The sequence below is a fragment of the Comamonas sp. FUJ_7 genome, assembly GCF_057369555.1.
The window spans coordinates 153,584-173,411 of record NZ_JBXXZI010000002.1 but is presented as its reverse complement, the minus strand read 5'-3'; the positions used below and the strand labels follow the sequence as shown (position 1 = coordinate 173,411).

Sequence of the window (19,828 nt, the reverse complement as noted above, 5' to 3'; positions counted from 1 at the left end):
CCAAGACACAAGATTCTGGAATCACACCATGCAGAAATTCACCGTGCACAAGGGTCTCGTGGCCCCCATGGACCGCGAGAACGTCGATACCGACGCCATCATTCCCAAGCAATTCCTCAAGTCCATCAAGAAGACCGGCTTCGGCCCAAACCTGTTTGACGAATGGCGCTATCTGGACCAACCCGGCCAGCCCGGCGTTCCCGAAGCCGACCGCAAGCCCAACCCCGACTTCGTTCTGAACCAGCCACGTTACAAGGGTGCCTCCATCCTGATCGCGCGCAAGAACTTCGGCTGCGGCTCCAGCCGCGAGCACGCGCCCTGGGCGCTGGACCAGTACGGCTTCCGTGCCATCCTGGCACCCAGCTTTGCCGACATCTTCTTCAACAACAGCTTCAAGAACGGCCTGCTGCCCATCGTGCTGCCCGAGTCCGTGATAGACCAGCTGTTCAACGACGTCGCAGCATCCCCCGGCTACGAGCTGACCATTGATCTGGAGCGTCAGGTCATTGTTCGCCCCCAGGGTGAAGAGATAGCCTTCGACGTCATCGCCTTCCGCAAGTACTGCCTGCTCAACGGCTTTGACGACATCGGCCTGACCATGCGCCATGCCGACAAGATCAAGGCGTTTGAAGCCGAGCGTCTGGCGCAAAAGCCCTGGCTTGCTCATACATTGATCCAGAAGTAACCCCCTGAGCCGCTTTGCGGCTTCCCCCTTTCTCGATGCTTTGCATCGGAAGGGGGACGACATCTTCGCTGCGGGACGGCCCTTGCTCGATGCCCTTTTTTTGGGACGCGCCAGAGCTTAGGCCATGCCCCACACTGGCATTGCTCGTCTCACTCAGTTGAGGGATGTCAGTTACTTTGGCCTCAAGTACAACTATCAAGAAGTGAGCTATTAGCGCTTTTCTTTATTAGATTTCAAACAGTATTCAATCTGAAATCTATGAATATCAAGCGCAAGCAGCTATCAAATTCATCAAAGGAACATCATGAAGATTGCAGTTTTGCCTGGTGATGGCATTGGCCCCGAAATCGTTGCAGAAGCCGTCAAGGTGCTGGAAGCCCTGAACCTGGGTCTGGAGATGGAAACCGCACCTGTAGGCGGCGCGGGCTACGAAGCCGCTGGCCACCCTCTGCCTCCTGCCACGCTGAAGCTGGCTCAGGAAGCCGACGCCATCCTGTTCGGCGCCGTGGGCGACTGGAAGTACGACACGCTGGACCGCCCTCTGCGTCCAGAGCAAGCCATTCTGGGTCTGCGCAAGGCCATGGGCCTGTTCGCCAACTTCCGTCCCGCCATCTGCTACAAGGAACTGACCCACGCCTCCAGCCTCAAGCCCGAGCTGGTGGCGGGCCTCGATATCCTCATCATCCGTGAGCTGACGGGCGACATCTACTTTGGCTCGCCACGCGGCCGCCGCACGGCTGCGGACGGTCACTTCCCCGGCGCCGAAGAAGCTTTCGACACCATGCGCTACTCGCGCCCCGAGATCGAGCGCATCGCCCACGTGGCCTTCCAGGCCGCCCAAAAGCGCGACAAGCGCGTGACCAGTGTGGACAAGTCCAACGTGCTGGAGACCTTCCAGCTGTGGAAGGACGTGGTCACCGAAGTCGCCAAGCAGTACCCCGACGTGGCCCTGGACCATATGTACGTGGACAACGCCGCCATGCAGCTGGTCAAGGAGCCCAAGCGCTTTGACGTGGTGGTGACCGGCAATATGTTCGGCGACATCCTCTCCGACGAAGCCTCCATGCTGACCGGCTCCATCGGCATGCTGCCCAGCGCCAGCCTGAACGACAAGAAGCAAGGTCTGTACGAGCCCAGCCACGGCTCGGCTCCCGACATCGCCGGCAAGGGCATTGCCAACCCGCTGGCCACCATCCTGTCAGCCGCCATGATGCTGCGCTTCTCGCTGAACCAGGAAGCCGCTGCCCAGAAGATCGAAGCCGCCGTGCAAAAGGTGCTGGCCGACGGTCTGCGCACACCCGACATCTACAGCGAAGGCACGACCAAGGTCAGCACCGCTCAGATGGGAGATGCCGTGGTCAAGGCGCTGGCCAGCGTCTGAAAGCCATGAAGTACTGAAGCAAAAGCCACCGCCTCAAAACGGTGGCTTTTTTGTTTGGCGAGTTTTCTGCCTGCAAACAAATCAAAACGTCAAAAATAAATCTTTTATTTAGACGTTTTGACCATTGATTCAATCACTTTTAAAGCTTCAAGCTTTTTCTCCAGTCGCTAGAATGGAGCTCTTATGTTTGCCGCACCAGCCTTCAACACTGAAACCGCCACACCTGCACTGCTTGCCGGTCTGGACGTGCGCGCAATCACTATTAAGACGATTACAGGCTGACCCAGCCCGGTTCGTCGTGCGCCCTTGATCCGGCTCAGACGAGCCGGAGGAAGCAGTCGAAAACAACGGTTTTCAAAACTGAAAGGGCATTTCAAATGAGCAAGCAACTGGTTGGTTTGGTGGGCTGGCGTGGCATGGTGGGCTCCGTGCTGATGGATCGCATGCAGGCCGAGGGCGACTTTGCCCTGATCGAGCCCGTTTTCTTCTCCACCTCCAACGCCGGCGGCAAGGCCCCCGCGATGGCCACGGTGCATACCCAGCTCAAGGATGCCAACGACATCGCCGAGCTGTCCAAGTGCGACATCATCATCACCTGCCAGGGAGGCGACTACACCAAGGAAGTCTTCCCCAAGATCCGCGCAGCCGGCTGGACCGGCCACTGGATCGACGCAGCTTCGTCGCTGCGCATGGAAGATGACGCCGTCATCGTGCTGGACCCCGTCAACGACGACCTGATCAAAGCCAAGCTGGCCGCAGGCGGCAAGAACTGGATCGGCGGCAACTGCACCAACTCCATCTTGCTGATGGGCCTGGGCGGCCTGTTCAAGGCAGGTCTGGTGGAGTGGGTCTCCTCCATGACTTATCAAGCCGCATCGGGCGGCGGCGCCAACCACATGCGCGAGCTGCTCAAGGGCATGGGCGTGGTGCATGCTGCCGTGGCCGACGAGCTGGCCACTCCCGCTTCCGCCATTCTGGATATCGACCGCAAGGTAGCCACGACCATCCGCGAAGATGTGCCCACCGAATTTTTCGGTGCCCCCTTGGCTGGCGGCCTGATCCCCTGGATCGATGTGCAACTGCCCAACGGCCAGTCCAAGGAAGAGTGGAAGGGCCAGGCCGAAGTCAACAAGATCCTCGGCACTGAAGCCACCATCCCCGTGGATGGCCTGTGCGTGCGCATCGGCGCCATGCGCTGCCACAGCTTGGCGCTGACGCTGAAGCTGAAGAAGGATCTGCCTCTTGAAGAGATCGAAGCCTTGATCAAGGGTGGCAACCCATGGGTCAAGTTCGTGGCCAACGACCGTGCCGAAACCGTCAAGCAACTGACCCCCGCAGCCACCACAGGTGGCCTGGACATCGCCGTGGGACGCGTGCGCAAGCTGAACATGGGCCCCGAGTACCTGTCGGCCTTCGTCATCGGTGACCAACTGCTATGGGGCGCTGCCGAGCCCCTGCGCCGCATGCTGCGCATTCTGCTGGCTGACTGATTCAGCCAGCATCAGCCCACCAAGGGCTTGATCCAGCACAGCAAAGCGCCAGTCATCCTTGCGATGGCTGGCGCTTTTTCATCTCCAAGGCTCGCACTGGGCGACAATTGTTTGTCTAATCGAATGAACGAAGACAGGTTTCAGGTGAGCTACATTAAGTTTCATCTCGTTGCCAATCGACAACAATTGCGCGCCTTGGCAAGGCGGCTTTTGCTCACAAGGCAATAGCGTCGTTGACAATGCAAGCTGTAATAGTCGGGTAGCAAGACCTTTGTCACCTGCCGAATTTTCAATTTTCATGTGCACCGCAGCCACGAACCCGATCAAAAACAAAAGGGCTGTAGGCTGCACAAATCAAGTTTGAGCCCTATGCAACGCTGGAAACTCTCTGCGCTCGCCGCAGCCACCCTCGCACTGTCAAGCCTTTCGGCCACCGATGCATGGGCATTGGCACTGGGCCGCATCACGGTTCAGTCGGCTCTGGGAGAGCCCTTGCGCGCCGAGGTCGAAATTCCTCAGCTCAGCGCTGCGGAAGCCGACAGTCTGCAAGCAGCCATTGCTTCACCGGCGGCATTCCGCGCTCAAGGCATGGAGTACACGGGCACAGCCAACTCCGTTCGCGTGCAAGTGCAAAAGCGCGCCAACGGCAGCACTATCCTCAAGCTCAGCAGCTTTCAGCCTGTTAACGATCCCTTTGTAGACCTGGTGATCGATGCCAACTGGGCATCGGGCAAGCTGCAGCGCAACTACACCCTGCTGCTGGACCCTCCTTCATCCCGCCGTGCAGCTCCCGCCCCCACCACGGCGGCTCAAGCGGCACCTGCTCCCACGCCCGCAGTCACTCCTGCTCGCCCTGCTGCGGCCACTCGTCCAACGATTGCCGCCATCAATGCCCCGGGCCGCGACCTTCGCAATGATCGCGACCTCGATACTGCGTCTTCCAAGCCTCAGCGCACTCGCCAGACCCCGGACAGTGCAGCGGCTCCGGCCCGTAGCCCTGGTGAGCTGCGAGTCAAGACGGGCGATACGGCCGGCCGCATTGCCGCTGCCCACAAGCCTGCAGGAGTATCTCTGGATCAGATGCTGGTAGCCATGCTGCGCAGCAACCCCCAGGCTTTCATCGGTGGCAACGTCAACCGCATGCGCAGCGGCGCTGTCATTCAGCTGCCCGACCGGACTGCTGCACAGGCGACCTCCGCCAAGGAAGCGCGCCAGATCATGGCGGCCCAGTCTCAGGACTTCAACCAGTTTCGCCGCCAGCTCGCGGGTGTCGCACCTGTCGCACCTGTGGAAGCTGCATCCCGCAGTGCTTCCGGACAGGTCCAGGCCCACGTGGAAGACGGCAAGCCCAGCACAGCAGCACCAGACAAGCTGACTCTCTCCAAGGGCGCCGTCAAGGGAGTTGTGGCTGATGAGCAGCTGGCGCAGCAAAAGCAGGCAGCAGAACAGTCGGCTCGCGCAGACGAGCTCAAGCGAAACATGGCTGAACTGAGCCAGATTGCCGCTGCAGCCAAGCCAGCAGGCGATGCTGCGACAGCTGCAGTGCCTGCGGCAACGCCTCCTTCGGCCCCCGGTGTCAATGTTCCAGCCGCTATGACAGCGACTGCTGCTGTGCCTGCCACAGGTTCGGAAGCAACCACAACGCCTGCCGCCCCCACAGAAGCAGTGAGCGAACCCGGAGCCGTGAGCACAGACCTGAGCAAGCTCGAAGCAGCTACCGAGCCTGCAGGTGAGGCAGCACCTGTACCGGAACCTGTCGAGCCACCTGCTCCTGCACCTGCTCCGGTTGCCCCTCCCAAGCCTGCAGCGCCCGCCGCCCCTGTGCCAGAGGAACCCAGCTTTATCGACAGCCTGATGGAGGACCCCACCATTCCATTGGCCGGAGCTGCCCTGTTGGCTTTGTTACTGGGATATGGCGGTTACCGCGTAGCCCAGCGCCGCAAGGCTGCGGCTGCAGCTCAAGCCGATAGCACACTGGGCGACAGTCAGCTGTCTGCCGACTCATTCTTTGGCGCCAGCGGTGGCCAGCGCGTGGATACCACGACCACCAGCAGTCAGATGTCCGGCCAGTCCATGCAGTACTCTCCCAGCCAGTTGGATGCAGGCGATGTCGATCCTCTGGCCGAAGCCGATGTTTACTTGGCCTATGGGCGAGACCTCCAGGCCGAAGAGATTCTCAAGGAAGCCCTGCGCACTGACCCCAACCGCCTGGTACTGCACCAGAAGCTGGCGGAGATCTACGCCAAGCGCCATGACCGCATGGCCTACGCTGCAGTCGCAGGCAACTTGTACGCCCTCACTCAAGGCAAGGGACCCGAGTGGCAACGCCTAGCAGACCAAGGACGCATCCTTGATCCGGAAAATCAGCTCTACCAGCCCGGCGGATCGCCACAAGCCAAGAGCGCAGCCGCGTCCAGTGCCTTCAGCCCAACCGATCCCTCTACAGCGCTAAAAGGCGGGGCAGGTGCCGCAGTAGCTTTTGGTTCGGCTTTGGCGGCGGCTCAGGCCATCGAAACAGCCGTCAACCGCGAAGGTCCTCCTACAGAACCTTCCATCATGGACTTCAACCTGGATCTGGGTCTTCCCGAGGCTTCAGCCAATGCCAAACCTGTGACTTCTGAGCCGGTTGCACAGCCCTCCGAACAGGACTTCGCAGCACTGGCTCAGTGGGAGACGCCCGCAACAGCGCCTGCAAAACCCGCATCTCACGCTGCAGACAATGGCCTGAATCTGGATCTCGACGACCTTGCATCGTTCAGCCTGCCTACAACGGCCTCTCAAGCCCCTGCACCAGTAGCAGCTCCTGCGCCTGCAGAGCAGGCCTCCTTGAATACGCTTGAGTTCGACCTCGACAGCTTTACCCTGCCACTGCAGCCTCAGTCCGCTCAGGAGAACACTCAGGACGCAGCATCTTTGAACTTCACAGCAACAGGAGCCGATGATCACAGCACCGAGGCCATGACCTTGCAGCTGCCCATTGACGAGCACGAGCGCAACATCTCCGCCCTCACGCCCGAGCAGGCACAGCCCGAGGTAGCTTTTGACCTGAGCGGCCTGTCTCTGGAACTGGGCAACTCCGGTACAGTACCGCAAATTGATGCCGTCGCCCCCCCCACTGAGCCCGAAGATCCTATCGCTACCAAGCTGGCTTTGGCAGAGGAGTTCAATGCTATCGGCGATAGTGACGGAGCGCGTACACTCATTGAAGAAGTGATCGCCGAAGCCCGTGGTGACCTCAAAGCCAAGGCTCAGTCTCTGCTTTCTCAGATTGGTTGAATTTGATGTGTGAAATCTCCGCGCCAGGAGCCATGCCATGCGCATAGCTCTGGGCGTCAGCTACAACGGTCAGGCTTATCGCGGCTGGCAAAGTCAGCCCGATGGCCACACCGTACAAGACAAACTCGAAGCGGCCCTGGGCCGCTTTGCTGCTCAAGAGGTGTCCACCATTTGTGCTGGCCGCACCGACTCCGGTGTTCACGGACTGATGCAAGTTGTTCACTTCGACACCGAGCTGCAGCGTGCGCCCAACTCCTGGGTACGTGGCACCAACACCTTCCTCCCCAAGGACATTGCCGTGCAGTGGGCTGTCGAGGTGCCCAGCGGCCCCCAAGGTTTTCATTCCCGCGCCTGTGCCACCGCGCGTCGTTATGCCTATGTGCTGCTGCAGTCCCCCGTACGCCCCAGCGTAGAGCACGGTCGCGTGGGCTGGGTGTTCCAGCCTCTGGACGGGCAGCGCATGCGCTCTGCTGCAGAGTTGCTGCTGGGTGAGCATGACTTCTCCTCATTTCGAGCCGCAGGCTGCCAGGCCAAAAGCCCTGTCAAAACCCTGTATCGCATCGACGTGAGTTACCGACCGGCAGGTCTAGCCCCCATGCGCGATGGAGAGATGGAGTGCGGCTATTGGCGCTTCGAGTTCGAAGGTAGCGCCTTTCTTCATCACATGATCCGCAACATCATGGGCTGCCTGATTTATGTAGGCCAAGGATCCAAGTCTGTGGAGTGGATGCAGCAGGTACTGGATGCACGATCACGCGACGTCGCTGCTCCGACCTTCTCTCCGGACGGACTGTACTTTCTGGGCCCCATCTACGACGCACGCTGGAGCCTACCCTCCTCCACTCCTGCGTTTGCCTGGCTTCCCTGATCACTCAAGTGCAAACAGTCGTAGCACAATCAGAGAACTGCCATGGTCCCCATTTCCTACCGTACTCGCATCAAAATCTGCGGCCTGACTCGTGAGCAGGACGTTGACGCCGCCGTTCAAGCCGGAGCCGATGCCATAGGCTTTGTGCTCTACGCCAAGAGCCCGCGGGCCGTAACGCTGGAGCGCGCAGCTGAGCTGGCCCGCCGCCTGCCGCCTTTTGTCACACCTGTTTTGCTCTTTGTGAACGAAATCGCTAGCAATGTAATAGCTGCTAGCGCTCGTATACCAAACGCTTGCGTGCAATTTCATGGTGATGAATCACCCGAGGACTGCGAAGCCGCTACCCAAGGCGTACAGCCGTGGATGCGCGCCGCCCGCATACCCCTTGGCGACGATGCGGCCCGCTTCGACCTCGTAGAATATGCCCAACGTTATTCAAAAGCCCAAGCCATCCTGCTCGACGCTCATGTCGATGGTTATGGTGGCGGTGGCAAAGCATTCAATTGGTCACTCCTTCCAGCAAGCGTCGCCTCTCACCTCGTTTTGTCTGGTGGACTCACGCCTGCAAACGTGACCGATGGCATCCTGCAAGTACGTCCTCGCGGGCTGTCTTTGGCCGTTGACGTGAGCTCTGGTGTTGAGGCCGAAGGCCCCGACGGCAAGCCCCTCAAAGGCATCAAGGATGCCCACAAGATTCATTGCTTCATTGCTGCCGTGCGCGCAGCAGATGCCCAAATTTTGCAGACTGACACATGTTTGAATACCAGTATCCCGACGCCCTTGGCCACTTCGGCCGCTACGGCGGCAGCTTCGCCAGTGAAACCCTGACCCACGCCCTCACCGAGCTGCGTGAGGCCTATGCCAAGTATCAGAACGACCCCGAGTTCATCGCAGAATTCCAGTCCGAACTGGCGCACTACGTGGGCCGTCCCTCGCCCGTCTATCACGCAGACCGCATGTCGCGTGAGATGGGAGGCGCGCAGATCTACCTCAAGCGCGAAGACCTCAACCACACTGGCGCGCACAAAATCAACAACGTGATCGGCCAAGCCATGCTCGCCAAGCGCATGGGCAAGCCCCGCATCATTGCCGAGACCGGTGCCGGCCAGCATGGCGTGGCCACGGCCACCATCTGCGCGCGCTACGGCCTGGAATGCATCATCTACATGGGTGCCGAGGACGTGAAACGCCAGAGCCCCAATGTCTATCGCATGAAGCTGCTGGGCGCCACCGTGGTGCCCGTGGAGTCCGGCTCCAAGACCCTCAAGGATGCGCTCAACGAAGCCATGCGCGACTGGGTAGCCAACGTAGACAACACCTTCTACATCATCGGTACCGTGGCCGGCCCCCACCCCTATCCCATGATGGTGCGCGACTTCCAGAAAGTCATTGGCGATGAGTGCCTGACGCAGATGCCCGAATTTCTGGGCACCGAGAAGCAACCCGATGCCGTGGTCGCCTGCGTGGGCGGTGGCAGCAATGCCATGGGCATCTTCTACCCCTACATCCCGTTTGAGAACACCAAGCTGTTTGGTGTGGAAGCGGCAGGCGAAGGCCTGGAGTCCGGCAAGCACTCGGCTTCGCTGCAAAAAGGCAGCTCGGGCGTGCTGCACGGCAATCGCACTTTCATCCTGCAAGATGAAAACGGCCAAATCACCGAGACCCATTCGATCAGCGCGGGGCTGGACTACCCCGGCGTGGGCCCAGAGCACGCCTGGTTGCAGGAGATCAAACGCGCTGAGTACGTGGGCATTACCGATACCGAGGCACTGGATGCCTTCCACTATCTGTGCCGCGCCGAGGGCATCATCCCCGCACTTGAATCCAGCCACGCCGTGGCCTATGCCATGAAGCTGGCCAAGACCATGCGGCAGGACCAATCGATCCTCGTCAGCCTCTCTGGCCGTGGCGACAAGGACATCGGCACCGTGGCCGACCTGTCGGGTGCCGAATATTTCGACCGCCCTTCTATGCGCGGTCTCACTGTCAAAGGTGCTCCCGGACACGAAACAGCCAAGGCTGCAGCAGCGGGAGCAAGCAAGTTATGAGTCGAATCAACGCCACTTTCAACAAACTCAAGGAAGAAGGCCGCACCGCTCTGATTCCTTACGTGACAGCTGGCTTCCCCTTTGCCCCTATCACCCCCTCCCTCATGCACGGCATGGTGGAAGCAGGGGCTGATGTGATCGAGTTGGGCGTGCCTTTTTCCGACCCCATGGCAGATGGCCCGACCATTCAGCGTGCGGGTGACAAGGCCATTGCCAATGGCGTAGGCCTTGCCCAAGTACTGGCTTACGTGGCTGAGTTCCGTAAAAAAGATCAAGCCACGCCCGTGGTTCTGATGGGCTACGCCAATCCGGTGGAGCGCTACGACCAGATCCATGGCGAGGACGCATTTGTCAATCATGCCTCCGAATCCGGCGTGGACGGCATGCTGGTCGTGGACTACCCGCCTGAAGAGTGCGAAGAGTTCGCCGCCAAGCTCAAGGCCCGCGACATGGATCTGATCTTCCTGCTGGCCCCCACCAGTACGGAAGAGCGCATGCAGCAAGTGGCCCGCGTGGCCAGCGGCTACGTCTACTATGTCTCGCTCAAGGGCGTGACCGGGACAGCCGCCGTGGATACTTCCGCCGTGGAAGCCATGCTGCCCCGCATTCGCCAGCATGTGAGTGTTCCAGTCGGAGTGGGCTTCGGCATCCGTGATGCCCAGACTGCACAGGCCGTGGGCCAGGTCGCCGACGCTGTCATTATCGGCAGCCGCATCATCGACTTGCTCGACAACCAGCCCCATGAAAAGATCGTGCCTCTGGCAATAGACTTTCTGCGTGGCGTGCGTAAGGCACTCGACGCATAATTAGATCCCCCTGAGCGGCTACGCCGCTTCCCCCTGAAGGGGGACAGCAGCCTTGCTGCGGGGCGGCCCTTGCTCGCTGTCCCTTGCCCCAGCCTTTAGATGTGTTGGGTGGAATGCTGAGCAACGGAAACTGAAAAGGAAACAACCAATGTCCTGGCTTGAAAAACTTCTGCCTGCAAAAATCCAGCAGACCAACCCGACGGAACGCCACCAGCAGATTCCCGAAGGTCTGTGGATCAAGTGCCCCAGCTGCGAAACCGTGCTGTACAAGACCGATCTGGAAAAGAACCAGAACGTCTGCCCGACCTGCGGCCACCACCATCGCATCGGTGCACGCGCACGTCTGAACCATTTCCTCGACGCGGAAGGTCGCTACGAAATCGGCCAGGAAGTGATTCCTGTCGACCCCTTGAAGTTCAAGGACAGTCGCAAGTATCCAGAGCGTCTGAAGGAAGCACTGGAGAACACTGGTGAGACCGATGCCCTGATCGTCATGGGAGGCTCCGTCAAGAGCATCAACGTGGTTGTGGCCTGCTTTGAGTTCGACTTCATGGGCGGCTCCATGGGCTCAGTGGTAGGCGAGCGCTTTGTGCGTGGCGTGGAAACTGCCATCGAGCAAAAAGTCCCCTTCGTCTGCTTCACCGCCACCGGTGGTGCCCGCATGCAAGAAGGCCTGCTGAGCCTGATGCAAATGGCCAAGACCAATGCAGCACTGACCCGCCTGGCCAAGAAGGGCTTGCCCTACATCTCCGTGCTGACCGACCCCACCATGGGCGGCGTGTCTGCCGGCTTTGCCTTTGTGGGCGACATCGTGATTGCCGAACCCAAGGCCCTGATCGGCTTTGCCGGCCCCCGCGTGATCGAAACCACCGTGCGAGTGAAGCTACCTGAAGGCTTCCAGCGTGCCGAGTTCCTGCAGGACAAGGGTGCCGTTGACATGATCGTGGACCGTCGCGAACTGCGTGACCGTGTCGCCAACTCTCTGGCCATGTTGCAGCGCCTGCCTGCTGACGCAGTGGAATAAATCACTATCACTATCAAAACAAAAGCAGCCAGGGCTGACACCATATGCCCTGGCTGCTTTTTTTATTGAAATTTTCCACTTGCAAACAGACTGACACATCCTGTCTTCGCTGGTCTCTACAGTCACCTCATCGCTTCACAGCACTTCGGAGAGCGGAATGAAAGGTGGCGGCATCGTCATAGTATTTTTCTGTTTACCAGCCTTGCCTGGGGTGTTGCCTCCATCGTCAGCGGCATCCGCAAAGCAGTTCATACCAGGGCCCATAAAGCCACCTCGGCGAATGCTGTCAGGAGGCCTCAGAGCATTACCGCAGTGACTTCCGTAGCGGACTTGCACCAGACCATTGCCAGCCTGCGACAGGTCCAGCAGCTTCGCGAAAGCAACTCCATCGATGAGGCAGAGTTTGAGCACCTCAAGACCATGCTGCTCACCCCGTTCAAGGCAGCGCCTGACATAAAAACAAGGCCTAAAAATGTCCAGCCCCCCTGTCTGGACAATCCCTCATCTATGAGTGCATGGAATGCAAGAGCGAATTCTTCAAGCCAATGCCTCGTGGATGGCTAGGCCGCAAACTGCACCAATGGCTCCCCATGCACTGCAGTCTCTGCCAAAGCCATCTGGTCAAACTGAAGGGAGCAGCACAGAGGTGATGACTCTTTGAGGCCCTTGGATCAAAAGGCTGCGCTGGCAATCATGGCTAATCCACCCGCCTGTACGTAATTGAGCACCATCAGCAGCACCTGCAAGCCAATCAGGGCGATCAGCGCCGAAAAGTCCACATTTCCAATCATGGGCACATGTTTGCGAATCGGTGCCACCAACGGATCCGCCAGGCGCTGCAGCACACCATAGATGGGCGAATAAGGCTGAACCCAGGACAGAATGGCGTAGATCAGCAAAATGCCCATCATTCCAGACAGAGCCACCTTGACCAGCCCACAGATGGCTAGCCAGGGCAAAGCCAGCACATTGCCTTTCGCCCCCAACAGCAACCAGATCAGCAAAGCCTGCACCAGCTGCAAAGCCAGCGCTGCAATCAGGCTGGAGGTATCCCAACGCCATTTGGCAGGAACCAGCTTGCGCAGAGGCATGACGACCCAGTCGCTCAGCGCAAACACCAGTTGCCCCACAGGATTGCCAAATGGCACGCGCTGCGCCTGCATATACATGCGCAGCAGGCAGGCTCCGCTGATCAAGCCGACCACAACATCCAGCAGAAACAAAACAATTTCAAATAGCATGTAACTCAGTTCATAAGGTGACGAGGTCCTCGCCTATTCGTGGGATGATAGCCGTGCACCATGACTGATACTCCAAGTCTGCACTCTCTGCCCCTGTTCCCCTTGAACACTGTGCTGTTTCCCGAAGGCCTGCTAAGCCTGCAGGTATTTGAGGTGCGCTATCTGGACATGATTCGCAAATGCCAGCAGACCCAGGCCCCCTTTGGCATCGTCGCCCTTCAGTCAGGCCAGGAAGTACGCAAAGCCGGCGCTCAGGCAGAGCGTCTGCACTCCGAGGGTGTACTGGCCCATATCGCACATGTCGATGCTCCTCAGCCAGGCCTTCTGCATCTGCAGTGCAAAGGCAGCCAGCGCTTTCATATTCAATGTTGCAGACAATTGACGCATGGCTTGTGGGTTGCCGATGTCCACATGCTGCCCCATGACACTCGGATCAGCATCCCCGCACACCTGCGCATCACGGCACATGCCCTGTCGCAGGTTCTGCTGAATATGTACGGCCAAGACTCCGACCATGCCTGCCTCCCCTCAGCAGAGCAAATCAACGATTGCGGATGGGTTGCCAATCGCTGGGCAGAAATCCTGCCACTGCCACTGCAGATCAAGCAGCAACTGATGACATTGAATGCCCCGCTGCTGAGGCTTGAGCTGATTTCAGACCTGCTGGATCAGAGCGGCATCACAGGCGGCCCAAAGTAAAAAACACTACAAAAACAGCCTGCACCTTTAAACACCAAAGGGTTAAAGCTTCTTTTTTATATCAATTGGAATAATTTCACTGCACCAGTGATGGCATTCGACAATGCCATACCGCAGTTCAAGCCAGCGCTTTGCCCACCCATTGACCGCTGCTTCGTCAAAAAACTTAAAATCATGCGTTTCGGGCTGCAGCAAGTCTTGTTGCCCCCTCATTCCCTTGTGGCCTCCAACCAGCGCTTGCCGCTGGCGCTCTCTTTTCATGACTGAACAAAACACCTCTTCTGCGGCAGATAACACCGCCCCTCAGGACGAAAACAAACTCATCGCCGAGCGCCGCGAAAAACTCAAAGCCTTGCGCGAGTCTGCCAAGGCCAGTGGCGGCGTCGCCTTCCCCAATGACTTCAAGCCCGCTGACCGCGCTCTGCCTCTGGTGCAGGCCCACGGCGAAAAAGAAGCCGAAGCACTGGAAGCCGAAGGCCTAACCGTGTCCGTCGCTGGCCGCATGATGCTCAAGCGCGTGATGGGCAAGGCCAGCTTTGCCACGGTGCAAGATGCCACAGGCCGCATTCAGGCCTACATCACCCGCGACGCCGTGGGCGAAGAGGTGTATGCCGACTTCAAGAAGTGGGACCTGGGCGACATCATCGCTATCGAAGGCTCACTGATGAAAACCAAGACCGGTGAGCTGTCGATCAAGGCCAGCAAGATCCGCATGCTCACCAAGAGCCTGCGCCCCATGCCCGACAAGTTCCATGGCATGGCCGACCCAGAGCAAAAGATCCGTCAGCGCTACGTTGATCTGATGATGAACGAAGACGCTCGCGCCCGCTTTGTCGCCCGCTCCAAGGCCGTGGCAGGCATCCGTGACTTCATGGTGAGCAATGGTTTCCTGGAAGTGGAAACCCCCATGCTGCACCCCATCCCCGGCGGTGCCAACGCCAAGCCCTTCGTCACGCACCACAACGCACTTGACCAGGAGATGTACCTGCGCATTGCCCCGGAGCTGTACCTGAAGCGCCTGATCGTCGGCGGCTTTGAGCGCGTGTTCGAGATCAATCGCAACTTCCGCAACGAAGGTATCTCGGTACGCCACAACCCTGAGTTCACCATGATGGAGTTCTACGCCACGTACTGGAACTACCAGGACCTGATGGACTACACCGAAAAGCTGGTGCGGGACGCAGCCTTGAAGGCCGTGGGTACGCTGGAGTGCACCTATGGTGGCAAGCCTGTGGACTTGGCCAAGCCTTTTGAGCGCCTGACCATCCCCGAAGCCATCGTCAAGTACACCGAAGCCGGCGACAACGTGACCAACCGTGACTGGCTGACCAATGCACTGAAAAAGCTGGGCATGAATGAAGACAAGGACAAGCTGTCCACCCGTTCGCTGGCCAGCCTGCAGGTGCTGTACTTCGAAGAAGTGGTGGAAGAGAAGCTGTGGAACCCCACCTTCATCATGGAGCACCCTACCGAGATCTCGCCTCTGGCCCGCGCCAACGACGAGCGCCCCGAAGTGACCGAGCGCTTTGAGCTGTACATCACCGGCCGCGAGTTCGGCAATGGCTTCTCCGAGTTGAACGACGCCGAAGACCAGGCCGCACGCTTTAACGCTCAGGTGGAAGCCAAAGACGGCGGTGACGACGAAGCCATGTACTTTGACCACGACTTTGTGCGCGCACTGGAATACGGCATGCCCCCCACCGGCGGCTGCGGTATCGGTATCGACCGCCTGCTGATGCTGCTGACCGACAGCCCCAGCATCCGCGACGTGATTCTCTTCCCTGCCCTGCGCCGCGAACAATAAGCTCTGCCCATTCACTGCACCTCAAAGGCATCGTGTTCACGCACGATGCCTTTTTTCTTGGTTGCCATTTATGTCATAAGCGCTGGCTATACTGCCATGCATGCAGATTCCGCAATACTGGGCTCAAAAGCGTATGCGCCATCAAAGCGGCATACGTCATGGTATCTCTGTGCAGCGCTGGGGCTGGTCTGATCTCAGTGAGAGCGACGCCGAGATTCATGCAGAGCAAAGGGCTCAGCAGGCCTTGGAGGCCGTGCTCAACGGCCAGCAGGAGTTGCACTTTGAACGCATGGAATGGCAAAGCGAATACGGTCTGGGCGGCAGCACCCAGATTCGCGAAGAAATTCTGGAGCGCCGTGGGCAAGCAGTCCTGACGCGAAATAGCTATGGCGCGCACTGTCTCAATACCGAGCAGATAGCCATTGCAGACATTGACTACCCACAGGAAGAAAAGCGCCCCCGCTTCCCCATCATCTCAGCCCTGCTCTTCGCCGCGGCTTTGCCATGGTTGTGGGTAACACCGCTCTCTTGGTCTCCCGGTCTTGTGGCATTGCTTCTGGTTATTGCAAGCGTTGGACTGATATTCTGGTCCGGCCTTCAAAGGTGGTTTGCTAGCCACCAGCAACAACGCAGCCTTCCCTCAGCGCCGACTCAAGCAGAAGCAGCTCTGGCAAAGGTCAGAGCCTTTGCTGCGGCACACCCTGACTGGGGATTGAGGATCTACGAGACCCCGAAGGGGCTGCGCGTCATCGTCAGCCATGCTGCATTTCACCCCGAGTCTGCTGAAGCGCAGAACCTGTTCACACAATTGGAAGTAGACCCGCTCTACGCTTTGTTGTGCCAAAAGCAGAAATGCTTTCGTGCACGAGTCAGCGGCAAGCCCTGGCGCATGGGTCTAAGCGGGCTTTCCACTTCAGAGCGCCGCTGGCCCACCCCAAAAGAACACCAAGTTTCTCGTCAACAGTGGGTGGATCGCTATGAATCAGCTGCCCAAAAGTTCGCCGCTTGCCGCTTTCTTGAGCAGCATGGTCCGAGCTTGTTCTGCACTGAGGCCCAGGCTTTCATCCACTGGCATGACGAAGCCAGCAAAGCCCATTCCACATACTCATTGGCCTGAGTCAGGCCGCGGGACTTTGAAAAAGCTTATTTCTTAAAACTAGCGTATAAAGTAACAAGATATTGCCCAGCAGCGGCCTGAGTAACAGATTTGGTATGACCTCGTTTTTTCTTACGCGCCCATGACAGCTCTGCCATCTTCCGCTTCAGCCCCGCCAGCCATTGAGCCCAGCGGGGCACGCTTCTCCTCACAAGACTCTACAGCACCGTTCTCCGTTCTTGTCGTTGAAGATCAGGCCGTCATGCGTGCGGCCCTGGTCACAGAGCTGCATCAGGCAGGCGTCACCCAGGTGCTAGAAGCAGAAAATGGTCGTACTGCTCTCGCGCTGTTTCGCAGCGAGCGCCCTGACCTGGTATTGCTGGACATTCGCCTGCCCGGAGAGGACGGATACTGGGTCGCTCGACAATTGCGCGAGGCCGAACCTGGTGAGTGGACTCCCATTATCTTTTTGTCCGGTCTCGACAATGACCTGGATGTCTGGCGCGGCATCGAGGCGGGTGGTGACGACTACCTCGTCAAGCCCGTCAAACCCATCGTACTGGTGGCCAAACTGCGGGCCATGCGCCGCCTGCTGGACATGCGCCGCCGTCTGGTCACCGTTTCTGCAGAACTCCATCTGGCCAACCAGAAGCTCAACGAAATGGTGGAGCTGGATGCGCTCACAGGTCTGGTCAACCGCCGTGGGCTTGATCGCATGCTGCATGCAGAAATTGCTGCCGCAAAGCGCGAGGGCAAGCCGCTGACACTGATGCTCTGTGACCTGGATCATTTCAAGCGCTTCAACGATACCTACGGCCACGTTCAGGGCGATGAGTGTCTCAAACAGGTGGGCCGACTGCTGCGCGAAGTCTGCGTTCGCCCCCGCGATATTGCGGCTCGCTACGGCGGCGAAGAATTCGCGCTGATTCTTCCCAACACGCCTCGCTCGGGGGCCATGACCTTTGCGCGGGCATTGGGGCAGATGCTGAAATTTCTCAAAATCCGACCAGCGGGAACACCCGATGAGATCCTGCTCACGCTGTCAGGCGGCATCACAACCTGCATACCGGATGAAAACACCAGTGCCGAATCCATGCTGATGCGTGCAGATGAAGCCCTGTATGCAGCAAAATCCCAGGGCCGCAACCGCTTCTTCAGCTTTGAAATGCAGATGGACACCATAGAGCAACGGCAACTCTGACCCAATGCAAACAGCCTCGCCTTACGCCTTCACCCTCAGGGCGTGCACGCTGCCACCCTGCCGTTGGTCCCGGCTTTCTCAACCCACCCCACAATAAACGCTAGGATTCTCTCCTGGCTTTTTTATTTCTTGGTTATGCATCGTCTTCAAATGCACCTGCCCTCATGGATGCAGGATTGGATAGAAATCCTGGTCCCCGGGATGCAGATCTTTTGCATCATCTTCGTGGCCTGGCTGCTCAATCGCCTTCTCAAGCGCATCATCTTGCGCGTGGGCCAGGCCTACGATCTGCCGCATGAAATTCTGATGCCTCTGCGCGGAGCATTGCGCTGGCTCATCATCGCTGCGGCCGTGCTGGCGGTACTGGAGCGTCTTGGCATGTCCGCTACCGTGCTGTGGACAGCCTTTACCGGTTTTGCCACCGTCGGTGCCGTCGCCTTCTTTGCAGCCTGGAGTGTGCTTTCCAACCTGTTTTGCGCCGTTCTCATCATGACGGTCGGCCCCTTCAGGCTTGGTGACTACATTGAGGTTCTGGATACCGCTGAAAAACCAGGAGCCAAAGGTCGGGTCATAGACCTCAACATGCTCTACACCACCTTGCAGGACGACAGCGCCCCTGAAGGACGCCCGAACCTATTGCAAATCCCTAACTCCCTGATTTTCCAGCGCGTCATCCGCCGATGGAAAGGTGGCATGCACGCCGTGACAGAGAACACCCCCGCCACGGCTAATGAAGAGGCAAGCGTCGTCTCCATGATGACCCCTGGCGCCACGACCGAATCCAGCAAGGCTGGCAACTAAGTTTTTTCTCTCACCATCAAAAAGGGCTGCTGGAAATATCTTCCAGCAGCCCTTTTTGATGTTTTACCGTTTATGGCAGTCGTAGCTTGACCTTGCTTGCAGCTAGCTTGGCAGTCACGCGGGCCTGCTCCACATCGGCAGCGCGGGCCAGGGCCACCCCCATGCGGCGCTTCACAAAGCTCTCTGGCTTGCCAAACAGACGCAGGTCCGTGCCGGCAATGGCCAGCGCCTCGTCCACTCCGTCAAACACCAGCCCCTCAGCATCCTGAGCGCCATAAATCACGGCACTGGCACCGGGGTTGCGCAAGCTGGCATCCACGGGCAAGCCCAAAATAGCGCGGGCATGCAGCTCAAACTCGCTTTGCCACTGCGTGCACAGCGTGACCAGCCCCGTGTCATGTGGACGCGGCGACACCTCGCTGAACCAGACCTGCTCGCCTTTCACAAACAGCTCCACACCGAACAGTCCCAGGCCACCGAGGTCATCGGTCACTGCCTTGGCAATCTGGCGTGACTTTTCCAGCGCCGCGGGGTGCATGGGATGCGGCTGCCAGCTTTCCACATAGTCACCCGCTTGCTGGATATGACCTACGGGGTCGCAGAAATGGGTTTCCACCTGACCATTCGCGCCTTTGGCACGCACGGTCAGCTGGGTGATTTCGTAGTCAAAGTCGATAAAGCCTTCAACGATCACGCGGCCCTTGGCCACACGGCCACCGGCCATGGCGTAGTCCCACGCTGCAGCCACATCGTCGGCGCTGTCGATCTTGCTCTGGCCTTTGCCAGAGCTGCTCATCACCGGCTTGACCACGCAGGGATAGCCAATGGCTGGCTTGCCATCGCTGCCATCAATCGCTGCCTGCAGCTCAGCCAGCGAGTCACAGAAGCGATAGGGGCTGGTAGGCAGACCCAGTGTTTCGGCAGCCAGACGGCGAATGCCTTCGCGATCCATGGTCAGGCGCGCAGCACGCGCCGTGGGAATGCAGGTCACGACACCCGCGGCCTCCAGCTCTTCGAGCATGGGCGTGGCGATGGCTTCAATCTCTGGCACCACTAGGTCAGGCTTGATCTCTTCAATCAGCGCCTTGAGCTGCGCTGGATCACTCATGGTGATGGTGCGAGCGTGATGCGCCACTTGCTGGCCGGGCGCGTTCTGGTAGCGATCCACTGCAATGGTCTCGACACCCAGGCGCTGCAAGGCAATCAGTACCTCCTTGCCCAGCTCGCCGCTGCCTAGCAGCATGACTTTGGTGGCATGGGGGGAGAGAGGGGTTCCTAAGGTAGTCATTGTCGCGTCCTGCAGATATGGGCCAGTGCCCGATCATAGGCCACAGCATGTGCATAGCGCGCAAGATCACTACCAATTCAATAGCTATCAGCGCTTAATAGGAAAGGGCTAGAGCCATTT

17 protein-coding genes are annotated in these 19,828 nt (G+C 58.9%); 14 read left to right on the top strand and 3 right to left on the bottom strand.

Annotated features, from left to right (window positions below):
* Nucleotides 1-28: 28 nt before the first annotated feature.
* From leuD to accD, 9 genes are all read left to right on the top strand, one after another.
* Nucleotides 29-685 (top strand): 3-isopropylmalate dehydratase small subunit, encoded by a 657-nt coding sequence (leuD, locus tag AC2I9W_RS04510; RefSeq protein ID WP_486408846.1) that lies wholly within the window; start codon nucleotides 29-31, stop codon nucleotides 683-685.
* Between the two features lie 304 nt (nucleotides 686-989).
* Nucleotides 990-2,066: a 3-isopropylmalate dehydrogenase gene (gene leuB / locus AC2I9W_RS04505; RefSeq protein ID WP_486408845.1), complete on the top strand. Its 1,077-nt coding sequence runs from the start codon at nucleotides 990-992 to the stop codon at nucleotides 2,064-2,066.
* 377 nt (nucleotides 2,067-2,443) lie between these two features.
* Complete coding sequence (gene asd / locus AC2I9W_RS04500) at nucleotides 2,444-3,556, top strand: aspartate-semialdehyde dehydrogenase (protein WP_486408844.1); 1,113 nt, start codon at nucleotides 2,444-2,446, stop codon at nucleotides 3,554-3,556.
* A gap of 369 nt (nucleotides 3,557-3,925) precedes the next feature.
* On the top strand, nucleotides 3,926-6,832 hold the full coding sequence (locus tag AC2I9W_RS04495; RefSeq protein WP_486408843.1) for a motility hub landmark protein FimV: 2,907 nt from the start codon (nucleotides 3,926-3,928) through the stop codon (nucleotides 6,830-6,832).
* Between the two features lie 37 nt (nucleotides 6,833-6,869).
* Entirely contained in the window at nucleotides 6,870-7,700 is an 831-nt protein-coding gene (gene truA, locus AC2I9W_RS04490; protein WP_486408842.1) for a tRNA pseudouridine(38-40) synthase TruA, read from the top strand.
* A gap of 42 nt (nucleotides 7,701-7,742) precedes the next feature.
* A complete protein-coding gene (locus tag AC2I9W_RS04485; RefSeq protein WP_486408841.1) occupies nucleotides 7,743-8,528 on the top strand; it encodes a phosphoribosylanthranilate isomerase in 786 nt (261 codons plus the stop codon).
* Nucleotides 8,453-9,748, top strand: a complete 1,296-nt coding sequence (gene trpB / locus AC2I9W_RS04480) for a tryptophan synthase subunit beta (protein WP_486408840.1) — start codon at nucleotides 8,453-8,455, stop codon at nucleotides 9,746-9,748. The genes AC2I9W_RS04485 and trpB overlap by 76 nt, the downstream gene beginning before the upstream one ends.
* Nucleotides 9,745-10,554, top strand: coding sequence for a tryptophan synthase subunit alpha (trpA, locus tag AC2I9W_RS04475; RefSeq protein WP_486408839.1), 810 nt, complete (start codon nucleotides 9,745-9,747; stop codon nucleotides 10,552-10,554). Before trpB ends, trpA begins: the two co-directional genes overlap by 4 nt.
* Nucleotides 10,555-10,702: 148 nt before the next feature.
* Nucleotides 10,703-11,578 carry an acetyl-CoA carboxylase, carboxyltransferase subunit beta gene (gene accD / locus AC2I9W_RS04470; protein WP_486408838.1) on the top strand — a complete coding sequence of 292 codons (876 nt, stop codon included), beginning with the start codon at nucleotides 10,703-10,705 and terminating at the stop codon, nucleotides 11,576-11,578.
* A gap of 671 nt (nucleotides 11,579-12,249) precedes the next feature.
* Here the strand turns inward: accD and AC2I9W_RS04465 are convergent.
* Nucleotides 12,250-12,819, bottom strand: a complete 570-nt coding sequence (locus AC2I9W_RS04465; RefSeq protein ID WP_486408837.1) for a YggT family protein — start codon at nucleotides 12,817-12,819, stop codon at nucleotides 12,250-12,252.
* A 60-nt stretch (nucleotides 12,820-12,879) separates the two neighbouring features.
* Here AC2I9W_RS04465 and AC2I9W_RS04460 point away from each other — a divergent pair, with 60 nt between their 5' ends.
* A complete protein-coding gene (locus AC2I9W_RS04460; RefSeq protein WP_486408836.1) occupies nucleotides 12,880-13,518 on the top strand; it encodes an LON peptidase substrate-binding domain-containing protein in 639 nt (212 codons plus the stop codon).
* Between the two features lie 42 nt (nucleotides 13,519-13,560).
* Here the strand turns inward: AC2I9W_RS04460 and AC2I9W_RS04455 are convergent, their stop codons facing one another.
* Nucleotides 13,561-13,779, bottom strand: a complete 219-nt coding sequence (locus AC2I9W_RS04455; protein WP_486408835.1) for a hypothetical protein — start codon at nucleotides 13,777-13,779, stop codon at nucleotides 13,561-13,563.
* On the opposite strand from AC2I9W_RS04455, the gene lysS reads away from it, so the two are divergent.
* From lysS to AC2I9W_RS04435, 4 genes are all read left to right on the top strand, one after another.
* Nucleotides 13,778-15,322, top strand: a complete 1,545-nt coding sequence (gene lysS, locus AC2I9W_RS04450; RefSeq protein WP_486408834.1) for a lysine--tRNA ligase — start codon at nucleotides 13,778-13,780, stop codon at nucleotides 15,320-15,322. The genes AC2I9W_RS04455 and lysS overlap by 2 nt on opposite strands.
* A gap of 253 nt (nucleotides 15,323-15,575) precedes the next feature.
* Entirely contained in the window at nucleotides 15,576-16,439 is an 864-nt protein-coding gene (locus tag AC2I9W_RS04445) for a hypothetical protein (RefSeq protein WP_486408833.1), read from the top strand.
* A gap of 121 nt (nucleotides 16,440-16,560) precedes the next feature.
* A complete protein-coding gene (locus AC2I9W_RS04440) occupies nucleotides 16,561-17,619 on the top strand; it encodes a GGDEF domain-containing response regulator (protein WP_486408832.1) in 1,059 nt (352 codons plus the stop codon).
* 135 nt (nucleotides 17,620-17,754) lie between these two features.
* Nucleotides 17,755-18,420, top strand: coding sequence for a mechanosensitive ion channel family protein (locus AC2I9W_RS04435; protein WP_486408831.1), 666 nt, complete (start codon nucleotides 17,755-17,757; stop codon nucleotides 18,418-18,420).
* A 70-nt stretch (nucleotides 18,421-18,490) separates the two neighbouring features.
* Here AC2I9W_RS04435 and purT read toward each other — a convergent pair whose 3' ends face one another.
* Nucleotides 18,491-19,708, bottom strand: coding sequence for a formate-dependent phosphoribosylglycinamide formyltransferase (gene purT / locus AC2I9W_RS04430; RefSeq protein WP_486408830.1), 1,218 nt, complete (start codon nucleotides 19,706-19,708; stop codon nucleotides 18,491-18,493).
* Between the last annotated feature and the right edge of the window lie 120 nt (nucleotides 19,709-19,828).